Source organism: Natrinema sp. LJW11, from assembly GCF_056135975.1.
Genome location: NZ_JBWBDM010000002.1, coordinates 16,856 through 33,406 on the forward strand (window position 1 = coordinate 16,856; position 16,551 = coordinate 33,406).

A 16,551-nucleotide genomic window follows, 5' to 3' on the forward strand; every position below is an offset into this window, starting at 1 on the left:
TCAGTAGAACTCCACGAGAACGTGGGTCGGGTCGTCGCCGCTGCTCATCGTGACGCCATCTTCGTCTGCGATCGTCGCGACCGCCTCGGTCGGTGCGCCAGCCGTCGTCTCGAGGTAGCCGTTGGCGTTCCATCCGAGGTCGGTGCCCTCGGAGTAGGTGTCGTCGGTGCCGTCTGCGTCGACGTCGGCGTAGGCGACGAGCAGACGAGCCTCGTCGTGGCTCTGGAAGCCGATCGTCTCGACGTTCGAGCCTGCGGGATAGGTGATGTCCAGCGGGCTCTGATTCGTCCCGACCCCACGGCTGCCGGGGTTGCGCTGTTCGCGAGCGACGCGTTTGGTCTTCGAGTCAGCACCGGCGGCCGCGTAGCCGCCAGCACCTCGAACGACACCCTGACCGGGCTCGAGCACCTCGAGCGCTTCGTCATCGTCGTAGTCTTCGGCATCGTTGGTCTGTGCGAGAACCGACGTCTGCGTGTTGAGTTGCGTCATCTATATCACCTCAGTTCTCCGCGACCCCAGTGCCGTACTCGTCGGGGTCCTCGTCGGCGCCGTTGTCGTTGGAACCGCCCGCCGCCGCGGATGCCGTGAGGCCAGCCGCGCCGGGAAGCCCCATGCCGCCCTTGCCGGTAGCGCGATCGTACTCGCTATCGACGAGGGTGTCTGCCGAGGCCATGAGGTCCTCGCGGTCGTCCTCCTCGTACTGGTCGGAATTGGCGATGATCTCCTCGACCTTCTGCGCCTTCGTGGCCTCTTCCTGAGCCTGTGCGACGAGATCGCTGGCGTTGTCCTCGGTGACGAAGCCCTGATCTCGGAGCGCAGAGCCGAGCTCGTCGACGGTCATGTCGCCGAGCGTTTTGTCGTCGCCGCCGTTGTCGGGGTCGTCGTTGCTGCCACCATCGCCGCCATCGGAGGCGGTGTTCTCGGCGGCGAGTTCGTACGTCTGGTTGAGTACGTTGTCGTCCATCGCCTCGAGGGACTCCTTGTCGAAGTCCGCGTTGGCGGTCAGGAACGTGATGTACTGCTCTCGAGTGTTGTCGTCCATGTCAGTTGGATCTGGGTCGTCCGTGGGGGATTCCGCCCCCGTCGTTTCAGTGTCGGTACTGTCTGCCGTGAGGTCAGGCGGTTCCGGAAGTGGGGTTCCGTTCTCGCCAGCGAGGTCGTCCGATCGACCGAGATCGAATCCGATCGCCTGAAGCGTCCCACGAACCGCAGCGCCGATCGCGCCGTTCGGGGAGTCCTCGAAATCGGTGTCGGTTCCCGTGCCGTCGCCGGCTGTCAGCTGAGAACCGATGTCCGTCTCTTCGGTGTAGGACGCCAGTGCCTGACTCGGGCCCCAGTTCGCAGTGTTCGATGGGCTATCGCCCTTCGAGACCACGGAGAGGTCGAGAAACTCGATGTTCTCGGCGACGTAAGCCTGAACGTCCTCACGGAACTCGCCGAGACTGAATCTCGGATGGACCGAGACGTCGTAGCTCTCACCACGGACGCCTTTCGCGACGTTCTCGTCGTGGGTGCTCGCCTCGTAGCCGACGGCCTGCTGGTCGTCGATCCATCCGGCCTTCGGGACCTTGCCGATCGTCTCGTCGGTCGGCGGCGGATACTGCGGCCGCCCCTCGTCGTCCGCGGGGTGATCCGTCGTCAGAGGTTCGTCGGCCTGGGTCTCTGCGCCCTTCCGGAGTTCCTTCGCGGTCATCAGGACTCGCGTCCCGTCGTCCATATGGAGGATGTCACCGGCGGCGACTGCGATACCGGAGAACCGCCACGGCGGGCCGTCCTCGTCTTCGTCGTCTATAGCTGCGGTTAGCCGGGCCGTTCGGGCCGACACCCGCAGGTCATGCGTATCGTTGTTCTTCATGGTTACATCGGCCCAGGCCCTCGCCCCTCACGCCGACCGCTCTGATCGCGGCGAGCGTGGTGTTGTACGGAGGTCATCGGTCCCGGAACTACGCTGCTGTCTGAGTTGGTGAGAAGTGAGCGACCAGCTCTTGGGCGCCGGCGCCGTCCGTCGACGCGAGCGCCTCGTAGCGCTCACGCGACTCGTCGACGAACGCGCCAGCCCGAAGCATCGTGGCGAACTCGTGGGGGTGCGCCTCGAGTGCCGCCGCCGCGGCCTCGTTCACGATCGGGATCACTGCGCAGCGACACTGGGGGTGAATCGGCGGCTGGTCTGCCGATCCCTCGAATTCATCGAGTTCCCACGGACCGCGCTGGGCCACGGAAGCGCACTGATCGCAGACACGCTGGTCGCCGGCGGTCTGGACCTGGACCTCGGGCTCGAGGCCGACCGAGTCGATGCCCTGCTGTCGGTACCGCTCGATCGACGCCTGCGTGTGGGCGTTGACCGTCTCGGTCCTTGCGAGCACCGTCGCCCGCGTCTTCCCGATCTTGTTGACGCGGTCCGTGATCCGCCGCGCCATCTCGGTCGGGTGGATCCCCTCACCGATCCCGTCGGCGAGCTCACGAGTGACCTGCTGGGAGACGGCGTTCGTGATGCCCTCGAGTTCGGCGTAGTTCCGAGCGAACAGCACGTGCAGCTTCCGCTCGTGGACCGGCATCTGGACCAGTTGCTGCGCCGCTGCAGCATCGGTCGGCTCGATATCGAGGCCGGCCTTCCGGAGGTTCGTGTCAGCGTCTTCGATGCCGCGCTCGTACGCCCGGCGCACCCAGACGTTCTCATCGCGGTCCATGACCTCGAGGACCTCCGACTCCTGTGCGGTCTGGAGCCACTCCCGGAAGCGCTCGATGCGCTCGCCCGGCGGGACCGTGCTCAGGTCTGGTGGGTCGTCGGCTGCCCGCAGTTCGACGTCGCGACCCGCGGACGCGAACGTGTCCAGCAACTCCTCGACCTGCGCCTCGGAGAGATCGTCGCTCCGGAGCCCGAAGATGTCCTCCTCGATGACGGCGTCGCGGATCGTGCTGTTGATCCGCCCGAACGCCGCGCGAAGTCGGCGAGCGTAGGTCTGCCGGATCGTCTTCGTCTTGGTCGGATCCTCCTGCTGAGCATGCAGGTGGTGTCGGTGACCGTCCGAGGAAGGGGCGCTGCTCATGGCTAAATGGAACTACTACCTTCCGGATCCGAGGCATCTTCAGGTTCGTCGCCCCACGAATCCGGATCCTCCGAACAACCGGGGCAGAGCGGCCGAGCAGACCCGCCGATCTCCCAGGACGTGAAGTGAATTGCCCCATCCTCGTCGATGGAGACCGCTCGATCGAACTCGTCACTCTCGAGTTCAACGGTACCCAGTACGTCGCCGCAGTCCGCACACTGGAGCGGTTCGCGTTTCATCAGTCATCGGCCTCCACGGGACCGAACTGCGCTTCGAACTGCGCTTCGACCTCCGGATCGGCTTCGTCCAGATCCGGCAGGTCGGAACCCTCGAGGTCAGACGGGAGATCGCCATCCTCGATGAACCCGAGTTGCTGCTTGGGAGTCAGGACGCCCGGCGCGACCTGCATCCACGTCTCGAGGACTTCGGCCCGGGTCTTGCGGATATCTGCCTGGTCCGACTCGGACATCTCCGCCAGCGGCTGCCAGTCGACTTCGTATCTGCCGCCTTGGGGCTTGGTGATCGAGCCGATATCCAGCAGCCGGTCGATGATCGCACGGACGATCTGCGGCTCGACGAACTCGTTGCGTCGTTCAGCGATCTTCCCGTACCACTCCTTGAGGTCCTGCGTCGTGGCACGTTCGCCGCTCTCGTTCCCTTTCAGGACGGACTGCGGGAGGCCCGTCTGGGCGCTGATCGCCTCGATGTTCGGATCGATGACCGGCTGCGGATCGATGTCCTCGCCGCCGAGGCTCTTGACGTCGTCGGCGCCCTGAGTCCGGAGGACATTCTCGAGGCCGTGCTGCCAGCGCTGGAGGTGTTCGCGAAGGTCGTCGCCGTTGTCCTCGAGGTTGAACTCATCCGAGATGTTGATGTGGATGCCCCACGCAGCGGCCCGATAGACGAGCTGGCCGGCGGCGCCGAGCGTCTTCTCGATATCGATCAGGTTGTTGTAGACAGGCCTCTGCCGTTCGACGCCTCGGAGTTCGTCGTCCAGAAGCTCCTCGCTCGGGATGTGGATGACCCGCTGCCAGTGGACGTCGAGCGTCTCCGGGCCCTGGTGCTCGAAAGCGCCTTCGACCTCGTTCTCGTCGCTAAAGTCCAGCGTGTACTCGGTCGGTTCGTTCCAGCGCCCGGATCCAGGACCACCGACCGTGACATCATCGACCGACGCTCTCGAGAAAGGACGCAGTCCAGTGAGTTCGGCGCCTTCATCGACGGGCTTCTCGAAGCCATCGGGATCGTCGACGTCGTCGAACTCGAGGACGAGAACACCGAACTTCCCGATCCCGGCCAGCTTGTCGGCCCGCTTCGCGTAGTGCCACAGTTTCTGGTCGTCGATGAGGTCCTGAACGTCGCTCTCGAAGTCCGTCTGGTCGGCGTCGCCTCGAGGGTCGTCCGTGTCGTCGATCTTCGGTGGATCACGCCACGTGGTCGACGGCGGGAGGAACGTGACGGCGTAGGCGTACGGGTTCCGCAGTGCGAGGGCGAAGAAGTCCTCGACGCTCGGATTCTTATCCCAGTTGAACACCTCGTAGTAGTCCTCGTCGCCGGGGAGGTTCTCTCCGAGGGACTGCGCCAACGCGAGGCGCATCTGGTACTCCTGCCGGGCCGAGAACCCGTCGTCTTGTGCGACTAGTTCAGCGTCCGGGCCGTCGCCGGCGGAGCCGTCCGTCTCGTCGGTGTCGGTAGATGTGTCACTCATGGTGATCGTGGTGTCTGGTTACCAAGTGCCGCTGCCGCTCGGACCGGTATCATCACCGTGTTCGTGAGTGAAGATCGCGTACCGGAGCGCGTCCATGATGTGGTCGTTCTCCTTCTTTGGTTTCTCCGACTCACGGCCGTCCTTGTACTGGTAGGCGTGGAACTCGTTGATCGTCTCCTGACAGAGATCGTGGACGTGGAGTTCGTCGCGCTTCGCCGCCACCGCCTTGATGCCCTCCTCGACCGACTTGTCGGACTTCCGAGCGTCGAAGCCGTTCTCGTTCAGCGCCTCGATCGACTTCGGCTCGGCCGAGTCGCAGTAGACTGGACCGGCGCCGTAGTCCTCCTCCAGCTGCTCGAGCTCGGCAGCGATGTCGTCGTTGCCCATCCGGCGGGACTTGCGCTCCTCGACGACGTACCAGCGATCACCGTGGATCAGGACGGCGACGATCGCCGCGTGGTTCGAGAAGCCCCAGTCGACGCCGTAGATCGTCTCGTCCCAGCTGTCCGGGAGACCATCGGACTCGAGGATGTGGTCGTCGCGATCGAACCAGGGGTAGACGAGACCATCGAACTGCGTGAACGCGCCCTCGACCTCTTGCTGGTAGTAAGAGCCGCTATACTCGTCTTTCAGACGCTCAATGTAGTCGTCCGGGTTGTGCGGGTTGAGCCAGGACGGGACACCGAAGACGCCACGGACCCGGTCGGACTCGCGGACCTCGTAGACGTCGTCGTGGACGATCTCGGCGTCATCCTCGTAGAAGCGATCGTAGACCCAGTTGAAGCCTCGAGGCGTCCCTGTCAGGAACGCGTTCCGATAGTTCCCGACGCGGAGACGTCCGGAGAGGACTTCCCAGGCGCGCTCAGCCAGTGACGCCGGCTCGTCGATTCCGACCCATGCGAGGTTCGGCCCACGAAGACGACGGATTTTGCGCTCGTTAGACGCCGTCTGCAGGATGATACGGGAGCCGCTGGGGGTGTGGACGCCGGGTTCCTCGCCACCGGGCCCAACGTACTCGCAGACCTCGAGGAGACCGAACTCCCGCATCGTCGGGAGGATGGCGTTCTTGATCGTCGGCCAGTCGGGGGCGATGATCGCGCCGAGCTCGCCGCGGTTCCAGCGCTCGGCGTTCGCCCAGGCCCGCATGATGAGCGTCGCCGTCTTCCCGGCGCCGAGTCCCGAGATGATGACGTGGTTCGAGGCATCCGACGATATCGCGGCGTCGCCCTCGGGCCCAGCGAGGAAGTCCTCCTGGGGAGCGAGGCCAGTGTCTGCGTGAACGTACGGGCGGACCTCTCGAGAGTCCCGCTGCCGATCGAAGATCGTGTAGCTCGGCTCGGGGAACTCCTCGGTGTACGACGTCGTGGAACGGGCAGAACTCATGCGTCCACCTCGAGCCACTCCTTGCAGCGCTGGATGTAGTGACTATTCCGCCCGTGTTCCTTGCGGTACTCGAGCGCGCGCTGACAGATGTCGGGCCACTCCGCCTTCGGGACGGTCGGCGTCCCGAGGTAAGAGATGTCTTCTCGGTTGTCATGCTCCAAGTAGCGCACGGGCATCCGGGAGACGGCGACGATCGAGCAGTACTCTTCGCTCGAGAGTGGAACGTCCTCCCCCTGTTCGTGTTGAACGAAGATGGCGAGGTGCGCGAGTTCGTGGTAGACGGTCTGGAGCGAGGAGAAGCGATCGGTGTGGTAGACAGTCAATAGGTTGTGGAAAAACGCCTGGGCGTTCGCATCCTCGTCGGGGTCGATCCGGCCGATCGTGACCGTCTTGCCGGCGAGTTCGGGGTAGTCCTTGAGCGCTGCCTCGGTCTTCTCTCGGATGTCCTCCCGGACGTCCTCGTCGGCATTACCATCGAACGTCTCGAGGACTCGGTAGCTTCCGATACCGACGACGTCGTCGCCGTCGCGCTGGTATGGGATCTGGGTTGTCTCGAGGCTCATGGATCAGTCCTTCTCCGATGTGAGGTAGACTTCGACGCTGCCGGAGCCGGCGTCGTCGTCATCGTGCTCGCCCCACGACTCGGGGTAGCGATTCTTGAGCACCGAGAGGACTGTCCGAGCGTCGCCCTTCTCGCGGGCGATGTCGAGCAGGTCGTCGACGAGCTTTGCCTCGCCGGCACCTCGCGCGCTCGCGACCCTGTCCGCAAAATCCGCATAGATGCCTTCGTCCTGCTCGTCAGCTCGCTCGAGCCACTCGTAGAACGTCGTCTGGCCGATACCGTTGCAGCGACACGCTGCAGCGACCGACTGGCCGTTCTCGAGCATCTCCGCGATCGCCTCCTGGCGCTGCTTCGTGAGCTTCGGGTCGCGACCGCGGTGGCTGGTCTCGCCCTCGAGGATCCCCTTCGCCGACTTCTCACCGATCATGTGGACGTCGGCGAGCTCGTCGACGCTCGCAGCGCGGACGTCGTCGACGGTCTCGAAGCCAGCTTCCTCGAGCGCCTCGGCTATCGCTGGGCCGATGCCGTCGATATCGGTGAGGTTCTCGGTCATGGTCACTTGTCCTCTGAGTTCTCCTCTCGAGACTGCCCACCGTCGGGAAGAACGGCCTCACGAAGTGCTCGCTGGGTCTCGAAGTCCCACATTTTCCCGAGGACGGTGAACGCGATCGCGGTCGTCCCGATGACGATCTCGTAGCGCGCTGGGTCGGCGCCGGTGAACATTGGCCCGAGGACGATAGCCGCCCAGACGATGAACAGGATGATCGTGACGATCGTCCGTTCGAAGGTCTCGCTATCGGGCATCAGTGTTCTCCCAAGGCAGATGAGTTCGATTCTCGCGCGGTCCAGCGGATCGGATTTCTTTGGTTTCGTCGACATGGCATCTATCGAGCCTCCTCGAGCACCTCGACGTCAACGCCGGCGTCCTCGAGAATCGTCCGGACCGCAGCGGTACCGACCTCACGGTTGAACGTCTCCTCGCGGATGTGCGGCCCCTTGTGCATCAGCGCCGACGGCTCTTCGTGGGCATCGAGTGTCCCGTCGTCGAAGAGCCGAACGTGCAACTGGCGGAACGGGCGCTCCGGGAAGAGGTCTGGATCGTAGTGGAAGCGGACAAGGTTCGCGACCTCGCCGCCGTACTCGTAGGAGAGTAGCCAGTTCGGGGTGAACCCCTCTCGAGCGAGTGCGATGACGACCCCGTTGGTCGACGCCTTCGGATCGAGCGTCGCGACGTCGTCACCGTCGACGGTCCCGAGCCAGTCGGAGGCGTGTGCGCGGCCGATCCGGACAGCGTCCTCGACGAGCCGAAGGACTCGATCGTCCTGGAGTGCTTCCTCGAGCAGTTCGACGGGCTCGAGGTCCTGTAAGTCCTGTGCTGAAAGCGTGTCTTGTACCATGGTTGGTGTATGAAAAACGGGTGCGCCGGGTCGCGTCTGCGAGGCTTTTTGCCGAATCCCGGCGCGGGTCGGGACGGACCGTGGGATCTCTAACAGTCGCGGTGTGCCAGCCGCCCCGAAGCGAGTGGCAGCGGGAGCGAGTCGTCCCCTTCAGCCCGGCGGGGTAGGGGCAACGCCGGGCCACATGGGGGACTATCGAGGTCGGATGGATGCTCGACCGGTCGTGATCGTGGTGCCGTTGGCGTCGACAACGATCTCCGAACGCGGCTCGCCCCAGGTCGGCGTCCATCGGACCTCGTCGACGACGCCCTCGAGGCGACGGCCGGCGAACTCGAGTTCGACCGGGATCCCCTCGGCGATCGACTGGACCGTCATGAGAGAACCACCGCCGATGCGAACGCCTCGCGAGTTGTCTGGCGCTCGAGGACGGCCTCGAACAGTCGCTCCCGATCGACGCGGACGTCGGTCTTGTCCTCAGCTCGGAGTGTGACCGTCGCGACGGCCAGGTAGTGGGCCACCGTGAACGGGAAGCGAGTCCGGAGCATCTCGTTCTCGTGTTTGTGGTCGGTCTGACCGCAGCAGCAGACGGTGCCGACCGGGATGGGTTCGGCGGTGTCGATCGAGCGCGGCAGTGGGTTCCGAAAGTCCGCATAGGTGCCGACGTTGTGATCTTCGCCGTCGACGTCGTAGACGTAGACCGGGTCGTGGCCGTCCTCGAAGTCGAGATCGGGGACATCGGGCTCATCGTCATCGTCATCGTTGTCGCCGTCGTCGTGGATGTGGGACTTGATGCCGAACTCGCCGTGTTCGGTGACGTGTTCCCAGCCGATTGCCGCGTCGGTGATTGACTTCCCTGCGGAGTTGCGCTCCGGGGGCTTCTCGATCTCCTTGACCTGCCTCCCACATGAGAGACAGAATCTGTGATCGTGCTCGAGAGTCTCGAAGAAGTCGTCTGCACGCTTCTCGCGGCGGTGATCGTTGTGGCATTCCGGCGAACAGAACGAGCCCGCAGTGGCGGGGAGCTGGAACTGATCGCCGCACTGTCCGCACTCGACGCTCTGGGGTGGGGTGGTTGTGTGGACAGACATAGCTATGGGGATCCCGGGCCGCTACCAACGACCCCAGGAGAAACGGGTTACTATCAGGTATAGTGATTGTCGCGCTTAAAGACTCGAAAAGCAGTGTTATTTTTCGGGTAGTTTCACGTCGACGGTCCGGTAGTGTTTCTTCCGGAGATCGTCGTACTGGAGGACGTGGCCGACGACACCGCGTTGCTCGAGTTCGCCCAGTGAATCTCGGACGGTCCGGACCGTGAGGTCAGTTACGTCGGCGATGTCCTGAGCCGGCGCCGGTTCCATGCGCTCGAGGACGACCCAGACGAGCTTCGTCGCTGCCGTGCAGTCGCGGATTTCTGTCGGGAGTTGTTCAGGCATTGGTCTATGGGCCCGGAAGTGCGGACGGTTCGATGTCGATACCCTGTGCCTCTCGCTCGACGTACTCCGAGATCTCGCCTCTTTCCGTGAGGAGAGCGCCCTTCTCGGAGAGTTTCCACGCCACCTCTCCATCGTCGGCCAGTTCGGCGTCGTAGATCCCGAGCTGCCAGCCCTCGAGTAGGACTTCGCCGATGTCGCCCTCCTCTGCTTCTCGGAGGATCGCTTTGCGGAGCTCTCCGTCAGTCATCGGACTCACCCCGCTCGAAGTCGATCGCGACGACGCCGTCGGCCTCGAGGATCGTCATGTCCAGGCGAACGGCGTCCGACCGGCAGATGTACGCGCTCCGATCGGCGCCGTCGATGACCGTGATCATGTCGTCGAACGGTCGGAACTCTTCGTGACCATCGGGGGTGAGCGAGTGCGCTTCGATCTCGACCCAGCCCCGTGCGATCTCTCGAGCCATGTCGATCGAGATGACGAGGACGCCACCGCGAGGCTCGTTGCCCAGCTGCTCGAAGCGGTTGCGTGCCTCCTGGAGTGTCTCGATCGAGGCCGGGCCGTCGACGGTCGTGACGTCGTCATGCTCGAGGGCGTTTCGCCAGACCTCGAGGGTGTCTTCGAAGACGCTCACGCTTTCTCACCTCGCACTGCACCGCGGACTGTTCGCGAATCGACCTTCGAGCAGTCGAAACAGAGCGTGTTGTGAGGGTGATCGTGGCCTCGGTTGACCGCGTAGAGTTCGCGATCGACGTCCTCGGGGTCGAACGTCCGTCCGCAGTACGTGACGCCGATGAGACTCTCGACGCAGTAGCCGTTATGACCGTTGTCGAGGTTGACCACGTAGCCGGTCGTCACGAGTCGCCACCTCCGTCGCGTACAGTAGCCGTGTCTTGTGTGCGGTCAACCTCCACCCATTCGCCTTGTCTAACTAACTGACTCTCCATCTGATCTCCGACGCTGTAATATTTCGACTGGGCCGCGCTGTGTCCCTTTCCTCGTCGCTCTTTTCCGTGGGTTTGAGCTTTCATGGCGATTTCGCATAACCCATCTGCCGGGGCCATGAAACGCATCTGTCCAGAGGGATAGTTCGCTGGTTCGTCGGCGAAAGCTCGGTACAGTTCTTCCATCGCAGGATGGTCGCGTTCCATCCCCATCTTAGACGCTGCGAGATGGGCGTCTCGAGCCTCCGATGCCGACAACTCGACTACTGCGGTGCGTTCAGTATCGCTCGAGGAGTGTGCGTTTTTGTCAGTCATCGCCCTCACCCCGAAGGTCATCGACGCGCCGATTTGCGATATTGAGACAGAGCGCTCCGTTGCGGGTTGTTCGACTCGAGCGTTCGTGATACTCCCGTATCTTGCGCTCGAGGGCGTCCGGGTCATCAATCCCGAGGTAGGTCCGCTTGTGCTCACCTGAGTCGTCGGTGACTCGAACGAGGTCGCCCCGAGACGTGGCTGCCGAGATCGCCGACCGGACCCGTGACGGATGCTCGTTTTGGTAGCTCCACGAGACGCTCGCGACAACCGGTGCCTCGTGGATCAGCGGTGGTTGAAGACCTCCGGTGTTGTGTTCGACGTAGCCGACGACCGAATCGTAGATCTCTTTCGAGGAGGCTTCGGTTTTCGACATGGCTACGTCACCCGCACTTCCTTGTTCGTTTTCGGCTCGTAGGCGTCGCCTTTCTTCTTCAGCTTCTCGATCTCGTGCTGGGCCTTCTCCTGCGAGATCCCCTGCTCTTCGAGCTTCTCGAAGATGTCGTCGTAGGGGACGCCGCCAGCTTTGCCGGCCTGCATCTCTCGAATGACCGCCTGAACGGTCTTGATCCGCTCTCGCTGGGGCTGCGAGGTGTTCGATTCGACGATGTCGGCGTCGAACTCGCCGTCTTCGTTCATCCCGTAGTCCTGGAGGGACTCGCCGACCAGCCGCTTCGCACGTTGGATGTCTTCCTCCTCGATCCACTGCGAGAGACGAGCTCGAGCGCTCGCCTCAGCGATGCGATGCATGTCTTGGAGCTTCCGCAACGTGATCGGGACCGGTGCGTCATCATCGTAGCCGTTGACGCCACGCATCCGGACGTACGCATCTCGGAGCTTGTTTCGATCTTCCTCGGTCCGGAAGCGTGGGTCGGGAAGTTGTCGCACGTAGGCGATGTACTTCCGGAGGAGGTCGTGATCGATCACGCGATCGTCGTCATCGGCGCCGATGTTCTCACCGGCGCGTTTCGCTTTCGCCGTCTCTTTCGTCTCGAGAACGTGGTCGGCCTTCTCTCGATCCGTCTTTTCGTCCGGGATGTCCTGCAGTTTGAAGATGAGCGCGAACCGCGAGAGGAGCGTCTCGCCCAGGTCGATCTGCTCGCTGTCAGCGACGTAGTTGTCCCAGCGGTCGTGTTTCGGGTTGCCGCCGGCGAACACCGACGTCTCGGCAGGGAGCGTCGTATTGATCCCGGCCTTGTTGACGTCGACTTTCATGTCCGCCATCGCGCCGTGCATCGAGTCCTGGACGTCGTCGCGAACCTTGTCGATCTCGTCGATCGAGGCGAGACCGTTGTTCGCCTGGACAAGTGCGCCGGCGTCGAGCGTCCACTCGCCGTCCGCCCAGTCGTCTTGCTTCGCCGTCGCCGTCATCCCGGCCTCGGTCGCGCCCTTGCCGTTCGCGAAGACCGACCGCGGAGCGATCAGCTTGGCCTCCCGGAGGAGCGTCGACTTCCCCGTCGAGGCGTCACCGATCAGCAGCATGTGGAAGACACCTCGGACCTCGCGGCCGTTGTCGAGCTCGACGGTTGCACCACCGATGAGCATCAGGAAGAGGCCCTCCTTGATGAGGTCGTACTTCTCGCCAGTGAGGTCGGGGGCGATGCTATCGAGGACGGTCTCGAACAGCGGCCCGTACTCGCCGTTCGCGATCGCCTCGATCTGCCGCTTATCTTCCTCGGTGATCTCGAGATCTTCGAAGTCCGTGTCGCAGACCTCGATGTGGTGACCCTCGAGGTAGGGTTTGAACCGGTTGCTCTTCTTGTTGTTCGATCCGTCCTGTTTCAGCTGCAGGCGGCCGGTCACGTCGATACGGTCGCCGGGCTCGGCCTGATCGGTGAGGTCGTCCTCGAGGGCGACGTCGATCTTCGTCCCTTCGCCACCGGCGGCTACTTCCGGCGGCTCGGCGAGCCGGAGCAGCTGGGCGTCGACGAACTCCGACTGGTCGAAGTTGATGTGGAACGGCCCCTGCCGCTCACAGCCCGAGCACTCGTGTGGCTCCTGGAAGTCATCGCTCGGCCCAGACTGAGGAACCCGGTTGAGCGTCCCACACAGCTGGCACTCGAAGGCCGCTTCCTCGAGTTTCGGGTCGACGTCGGTCGCCTTCTCGACCTGGCCCTCGACGGTGAGGTACGGCGACTTGTCGTGGCGATCCGTCGGTGAGAACCACCCTGGGTAGAACGAGTCGGTCTCGTTCAGGTTCTTCACGCGGACGTGTGCCTGACCGAGCGAGACGTCGATCGGAAGGTCATACAGCCGCAGCGCCTCTTCGGCGTAGCGCTGGAGCTGGTCCGGCTGGGCGAGGTAGTCGTCCGCGAGGTCGGGAGCATACTGGTAGAGATCTACCCAGCCAACCTCGAGGGACCGTTGCTCGTTCGGGTAGTGCTGGGCGAGCGTCCGGATCTCCTCGTCGTAGTAGTTACGGAAGAACTCCTGGAAGTCATCCACGAGCTCTGAACCGCCGTCTTGAGCCGTCACAACGACCACCTCCGGGATCGGACGGCTGTTGTGGAGGTGTGTAGACTACACAACACCGAACGAGAGGTGTTGTGCTGTTTGAATGCGAGCGATGCGAGCGATGTCCGAGCGTACCTATGACTAATCGACATTTGCTTTCTTGAATTACTTCAGGGGATTTTCTCCCAATTCAACCTCCCTTGTACTCAGAACGGTCCTGGAGGGGGCACCCCCCTGATGAGGTGTTGTGTAACCGCAACACCTCCGCAACAAGTGTTCACCCGGACAACACCCCCTCGTGGATCCGGACGCCGGCGACCGTCTCCGGGAGCTCGGTCGGCGACTTCACGATCAACCGCGTGTTCTTCGAACTCGATCGGGACTCCTTCTGGACGCGGCAGAGATCACGATCGTCGACCAGCTGCTCTGCCTTCTCCATCACGGCGTAGGTGTTCGTCCGGTGGATCTTCTCCTCGGCCGCCTCGAGGACATCCTGGATCCGACTCCCATCGTACTCTTCTCTCCCCACTGAGCCGGCCGTGACGTTCGCCGCGTGTTTGAGGACGATAGCTGCCTGGTGATCTCGCTTCGCCGCACTCTTTCGAGCGACGTCCTGGTAGAACTCCGCTGCTCGATTCATCTTGTCAACCTGATCGCGGAGGTTAACCACACGCTGGCGGAGTTGCTCGTTCTCCTCCTCGAGGCCCTCGACGCGATCGACGGCACGTTGGGCAGCCTCGACGGGGCCGCACTCGGTCGGGTCGATCTCGTCGCCGGCGAATCCGTAGATGAGCTTTCGGAACGCGACGTCGTTGGCCGCCTCCCCATCGAGCGACTCGTCGGCATGGCGAGCGTCGGCGTAGTCGTCGGTCACCGCTGCTCACCTCCGTCGGGATCGAAGAGGATCTCGCCGGCACGTGCGATCCGGAAGTCCGGACCCGCGACGAGACCGCGAACGCGTTGCTTAAGCGTGTCGTCAGCCCGGATATCGGTGTGGCGACGGTACAGCTTGTGGAGCCGGGTGATCTTGACCGGCTCCCCTGGCTCGAGGTGGTCGATTACAGCCTCGTCGCGATCGTCATAGTTGACCGTCGCATCGGTCGAGTCTTCGAGTAACGCTTCGAGCTCCGCGACGCGGCCCTCGAGGTCGTCGACGCGATCTTCGAGATCCTCAGACATGGCCGATCACCACGTAGCCGCCGGTGCAGCCATCGCAGACGACGAGATCCCCGTGCTTCGGATGCCGAATTATAACCTCTGCCGGATCGAGGCAGCCGAGCGCCCCGCAGGTCGAGCTGGCCCCGTCGGTCGCGGAGCTCACGCACTGACACCTCCGTTCTGGCCGCTGGAAGAATGGGCTTTGAACCTTAGGTTCTGATCACTCCAGTTCTCCGAACACCCCGAACTACTGATACCTGCAGGTAGGAGCTTTGAACTTAAGGATTCAAGCCAGGGCAGGGATTTGAACCCTGGGAGTCTCGATTACAAGTCGAGTGCATGAACCGCCCATGCTCCCCTGGCGCAGGCCGTAGGTTACCCGTCCTCCTTTGAATGTGTATCGTTTTCGTCCCGTTCCTCGAGCGAGCGCGACATCGTGACCCGAAACTCGTCGTACCCCTCGCGACGGTAAAAGCGACGAGCGGCCTCGTTGTCGGCCATCACCTCGAGCAACAGTTCGTCCGCGCCCCGCTCGACGACCGACTCCTCGGCCGCCTCGAGCAACGCGGTGCCGATCCCGCGACCGCGGACGGCCGGCTCGACGTAGATATTCGAGAGCATGCCGCGGGTGCTATCGAGTTCGAGGGTGCCGCGTTCGATCGACACCGACGCGAAGCCGACGATGTCGCCCTCGAGGCGGGCGACGAGCAGCCCGTCGGCGACCTGATAGGCCCCGAGCGTCTCGAGCATCGTCTCGCGGTTCGCGTCGGGGCGGACGGCCGACTCGTACCGGCGCTGATCGCGGGCGAGTCGGACCCACAGGTCCGCGAGCGTCTCGAGGTCGTCCCGAGAGGCGGGTTCAATCGTCGGCTGCGGGTCGTTGGGGGGCATTCTCGAGTGCCGTGACGGCGGGGAGCGATTCGGCGGTGAGCATCCGCAACGCGGCACCGCCGCCGGTGCTGACGTGAGAGAAGCCGTCGACGCCGAGTTTGCGCAGCGCGGAGGCGGTGTCGCCGCCGCCGACGATGCTCATCGGGCTGTCCGTCGCGGCGTCGTAGAGCTGTCGGGTTCCGGCCTGAAAGCGCTCGTCTTCGAAGACGCCGGCGGGACCGTTGAGAATCACCGTCTCCGCGTCCCCGAGGATCCGCCGGTAGTAATCCAGCGTCGACTCGCCGATGTCCATTGCGGACTCGCCCTCGCCGGGCGGGAGGGCGTTGACGCCGAGCTCGTGGCGCTCGTCGTGCCGGGCGACGGCGACGTCGCGCGGCAGTGCGATCCGGTCGCCGTACGCGTCGAGCAGATCGGCGGCGCGGTCGATCTCGTCCCAGTAGCCCTGATCGTAGATGAAGTCGGAACTGGCGTCGCCGAGATCGACGCCGTCCGCGATGAGAAAGACGTTGCCGACGACGCCCGCGGTGAGGACGTGATCGGCGAGCCCCTTCTCGAGGACCGACCAGGCGACGTCGATCGAGTCGGGCACCTTCGCGCCGCCGAGGACGTAGACGCGGGGCTCGGGCGTCTCTTCGATGGAGCCCAGCACGTCGAGTTCGGACTCCATGACGCGGCCGGCGTAGCTCGGCAAGACGGTCGGCAGTCCGACCAGCGAGGGCTGCGAGCGGTGGGCTGCGGCGAAGGCGTCGTTAACGTAGGCGTCCAGTACCGACTCGAGTCCGGCGACGAGGTGCGTTTGAGCGGCCCGTTCGGGCTCGAACTCCATGTACTCCTCGCTGTAAAAGCGAGTGTTCTCGAGGACGAGGCAGTCGCCGTTCGAGAGGTCCCGAACGGCCTCGCGGGCGGCGTCCGTGAAGGTTGCGTCCACGTAGTCGACGGGGTGGCCGAGGAGTTCCGAGAGGCGGTCGGCGTGTGATTCGAGGGAGACGAAATCGTCGCTACCGGGTCGACCCTGATGGGCGAGGACGGCGACCCGACCGTCGCGCTCTAAGAGTTCCGAGAGCGTGTCGACGTGAGCGCGCAGTCGAGCATCGTCCGCGAGCGTACCATCATCGCCGATCGGACTATTGACGTCGACGCGAACACCGACGGTAGTCCCTTCGACGTCCAGGTCGTCGAGGGTCGCGATCATTATCGATCCGTGCACCGCGGCCACCGAAAGGTCTTTCTATCGGAGAGATAGGGCTCGGCGACCGGTGACACGGAT

Annotated in this window: 23 protein-coding genes and 1 tRNA gene; all 24 read right to left on the minus strand. The window is 63.8% G+C overall.

All coding sequences use genetic code 11. From position 1 onward, the window contains the following. The 24 genes from AC0QDI_RS04630 to AC0QDI_RS04745 all read right to left on the minus strand — a co-directional run bounded on the left by AC0QDI_RS04630 (position 1) and on the right by AC0QDI_RS04745 (position 16,476). Positions 1–489 (minus strand): hypothetical protein, encoded by a 489-nt coding sequence (locus AC0QDI_RS04630; RefSeq protein ID WP_474665714.1) that lies wholly within the window; start codon positions 487–489, stop codon positions 1–3. A 10-nt stretch (positions 490–499) separates the two neighbouring features. Then, positions 500–1,855: a hypothetical protein gene (locus AC0QDI_RS04635; RefSeq protein WP_474665715.1), complete on the minus strand. Its 1,356-nt coding sequence runs from the start codon at positions 1,853–1,855 to the stop codon at positions 500–502. A gap of 88 nt (positions 1,856–1,943) precedes the next feature. After that, positions 1,944–3,047: a minor capsid protein gene (locus AC0QDI_RS04640; protein WP_474665717.1), complete on the minus strand. Its 1,104-nt coding sequence runs from the start codon at positions 3,045–3,047 to the stop codon at positions 1,944–1,946. Positions 3,048–3,049: 2 nt separating this feature from the next. Beyond that, the gene (locus AC0QDI_RS04645) at positions 3,050–3,286 is read right to left on the minus strand and encodes a hypothetical protein (protein ID WP_474665719.1); all 237 of its coding nucleotides are present in this window, start codon (positions 3,284–3,286) and stop codon (positions 3,050–3,052) included. After that, positions 3,286–4,752: an anti-CBASS protein Acb1 family protein gene (locus AC0QDI_RS04650; RefSeq protein ID WP_474665721.1), complete on the minus strand. Its 1,467-nt coding sequence runs from the start codon at positions 4,750–4,752 to the stop codon at positions 3,286–3,288. Before AC0QDI_RS04650 ends, AC0QDI_RS04645 begins: the two co-directional genes overlap by 1 nt. Positions 4,753–4,770: 18 nt before the next feature. Continuing rightward, positions 4,771–6,135, minus strand: a complete 1,365-nt coding sequence (locus AC0QDI_RS04655) for a PBSX family phage terminase large subunit (RefSeq protein ID WP_474665723.1) — start codon at positions 6,133–6,135, stop codon at positions 4,771–4,773. After that, positions 6,132–6,698, minus strand: a complete 567-nt coding sequence (locus tag AC0QDI_RS04660; RefSeq protein ID WP_474665725.1) for a hypothetical protein — start codon at positions 6,696–6,698, stop codon at positions 6,132–6,134. Before AC0QDI_RS04660 ends, AC0QDI_RS04655 begins: the two co-directional genes overlap by 4 nt. 3 nt (positions 6,699–6,701) lie before the next feature. Next, positions 6,702–7,250, minus strand: coding sequence for a helix-hairpin-helix domain-containing protein (locus AC0QDI_RS04665; RefSeq protein WP_474665727.1), 549 nt, complete (start codon positions 7,248–7,250; stop codon positions 6,702–6,704). Between the two features lie 2 nt (positions 7,251–7,252). Then, positions 7,253–7,501, minus strand: coding sequence for a hypothetical protein (locus AC0QDI_RS04670; RefSeq protein WP_474665729.1), 249 nt, complete (start codon positions 7,499–7,501; stop codon positions 7,253–7,255). Positions 7,502–7,581: 80 nt separating this feature from the next. Continuing rightward, entirely contained in the window at positions 7,582–8,094 is a 513-nt protein-coding gene (locus AC0QDI_RS04675) for a hypothetical protein (RefSeq protein WP_474665731.1), read from the minus strand. Between the two features lie 192 nt (positions 8,095–8,286). Continuing rightward, complete coding sequence (locus AC0QDI_RS04680; RefSeq protein ID WP_474665733.1) at positions 8,287–8,469, minus strand: hypothetical protein; 183 nt, start codon at positions 8,467–8,469, stop codon at positions 8,287–8,289. Beyond that, entirely contained in the window at positions 8,466–9,182 is a 717-nt protein-coding gene (locus tag AC0QDI_RS04685; protein WP_474665735.1) for a hypothetical protein, read from the minus strand. The genes AC0QDI_RS04680 and AC0QDI_RS04685 overlap by 4 nt, the downstream gene beginning before the upstream one ends. A 96-nt stretch (positions 9,183–9,278) precedes the next feature. Further along, positions 9,279–9,527 carry a hypothetical protein gene (locus tag AC0QDI_RS04690; RefSeq protein WP_474665737.1) on the minus strand — a complete coding sequence of 83 codons (249 nt, stop codon included), beginning with the start codon at positions 9,525–9,527 and terminating at the stop codon, positions 9,279–9,281. 4 nt (positions 9,528–9,531) lie between these two features. After that, positions 9,532–9,774, minus strand: coding sequence for a hypothetical protein (locus tag AC0QDI_RS04695; RefSeq protein ID WP_474665738.1), 243 nt, complete (start codon positions 9,772–9,774; stop codon positions 9,532–9,534). Continuing rightward, entirely contained in the window at positions 9,767–10,159 is a 393-nt protein-coding gene (locus tag AC0QDI_RS04700; protein ID WP_474665740.1) for a hypothetical protein, read from the minus strand. The genes AC0QDI_RS04695 and AC0QDI_RS04700 overlap by 8 nt, the downstream gene beginning before the upstream one ends. Further along, positions 10,156–10,383 (minus strand): hypothetical protein, encoded by a 228-nt coding sequence (locus tag AC0QDI_RS04705; protein WP_474665742.1) that lies wholly within the window; start codon positions 10,381–10,383, stop codon positions 10,156–10,158. Before AC0QDI_RS04705 ends, AC0QDI_RS04700 begins: the two co-directional genes overlap by 4 nt. 393 nt (positions 10,384–10,776) lie before the next feature. Continuing rightward, positions 10,777–11,157, minus strand: a complete 381-nt coding sequence (locus AC0QDI_RS04710; RefSeq protein ID WP_474665744.1) for a hypothetical protein — start codon at positions 11,155–11,157, stop codon at positions 10,777–10,779. 2 nt (positions 11,158–11,159) lie between these two features. Beyond that, on the minus strand, positions 11,160–13,256 hold the full coding sequence (locus AC0QDI_RS04715) for a minichromosome maintenance protein MCM (RefSeq protein ID WP_474665746.1): 2,097 nt from the start codon (positions 13,254–13,256) through the stop codon (positions 11,160–11,162). Between the two features lie 256 nt (positions 13,257–13,512). Next, the gene (locus AC0QDI_RS04720; protein WP_474665748.1) at positions 13,513–14,109 is read right to left on the minus strand and encodes a hypothetical protein; all 597 of its coding nucleotides are present in this window, start codon (positions 14,107–14,109) and stop codon (positions 13,513–13,515) included. Then, positions 14,106–14,414, minus strand: coding sequence for a hypothetical protein (locus AC0QDI_RS04725; RefSeq protein WP_474665750.1), 309 nt, complete (start codon positions 14,412–14,414; stop codon positions 14,106–14,108). Before AC0QDI_RS04725 ends, AC0QDI_RS04720 begins: the two co-directional genes overlap by 4 nt. After that, positions 14,407–14,556, minus strand: coding sequence for a hypothetical protein (locus tag AC0QDI_RS04730; protein ID WP_474665752.1), 150 nt, complete (start codon positions 14,554–14,556; stop codon positions 14,407–14,409). Before AC0QDI_RS04730 ends, AC0QDI_RS04725 begins: the two co-directional genes overlap by 8 nt. A 126-nt stretch (positions 14,557–14,682) precedes the next feature. Next, positions 14,683–14,756: transfer RNA gene (locus tag AC0QDI_RS04735), tRNA-Thr, on the minus strand. A gap of 12 nt (positions 14,757–14,768) precedes the next feature. Then, positions 14,769–15,284: an N-acetyltransferase family protein gene (locus AC0QDI_RS04740; RefSeq protein WP_474665754.1), complete on the minus strand. Its 516-nt coding sequence runs from the start codon at positions 15,282–15,284 to the stop codon at positions 14,769–14,771. Further along, a complete protein-coding gene (locus AC0QDI_RS04745; RefSeq protein ID WP_474665755.1) occupies positions 15,253–16,476 on the minus strand; it encodes a phosphoglycerate kinase in 1,224 nt (407 codons plus the stop codon). Before AC0QDI_RS04745 ends, AC0QDI_RS04740 begins: the two co-directional genes overlap by 32 nt. Positions 16,477–16,551 lie beyond the last annotated feature (75 nt).